Here is a 1,011-nt window from a genome sequence, read left to right on the forward strand (position 1 = left end):
ACTCATCACCAGACTTGACGCTTGAACACACATTTCCAATCGTGTGCACACCATAGCCTCCTGCGTCCCTCCATCGTTCAAACATGATTAACTAGTACAGGAATATCAACCTGTTATCCATCGCCTACGCTTCTCAGCCTCGGCTTAGGTCCCGACTAACCCTGGGAGGACGAGCCTTCCCCAGGAAACCTTAGTCATTCGGTGGATCAGATTCTCACTGATCTTTCGCTACTCATACCGGCATTCTCACTTCTAAGCGCTCCACTAGTCCTTGCGGTCTAGCTTCGTTGCCCTTAGAACGCTCTCCTATCACGCGACCTATTGGTCGCATCCACAATTTCGGTAACATGCTTAGCCCCGGTATATTTTCGGCGCAGGATCACTCGGCTAGTGAGCTATTACGCACTCTTTAAATGGTGGCTGCTTCTGAGCCAACATCCTAGCTGTCTATGCAACTCCACATCCTTTTCCACTCAGCATGTATTTAGGGACCTTAATTGGTGGTCTGGGCTGTTCCCCTTTCGACGGTGGATCTTATCACTCATCGTCTGACTCCCGGATATAAATCTGTGGCATTCGGAGTTTATCTGAATTCAGTAACCCATGACGGGCCCCTAGTCCAAACAGTGGCTCTACCTCCACGATTCTTAACTCCGAGGCTAACCCTAAAGCTATTTCGGAGAGAACCAGCTATCTCCAAGTTCGTTTGGAATTTCACCGCTATCCACACCTCATCCCAGCATTTTTCAACATACACGGGTTCGGTCCTCCAGTGCGCTTTACCGCACCTTCAACCTGGACATGGATAGGTCACCTGGTTTCGGGTCTACGTCAATTTACTGAAACGCCCGTTTCAGACTCGCTTTCGCTACGGCTCCGGTCTTTCCACCTTAACCTTGCAAATTAACGTAACTCGCCGGTTCATTCTACAAAAGGCACGCTATCACCCATTAACGGGCTCTAACTAATTGTAGGCACATGGTTTCAGGAACTATTTCACTCCGCTTCCGC

General features: G+C 49.4%; 1 rRNA gene. It reads right to left on the bottom strand.

Features of this window, described 5'->3' with window-relative positions:
• A 23S ribosomal RNA gene (locus HF569_RS12150) occupies nt 1-1,011 on the bottom strand; the annotation flags it as partial.

It is taken from the genome of Levilactobacillus tujiorum, from assembly GCF_012641185.1.
In the GTDB taxonomy this organism is placed as follows: Bacteria; Bacillota; Bacilli; order Lactobacillales; family Lactobacillaceae; genus Levilactobacillus; species Levilactobacillus tujiorum.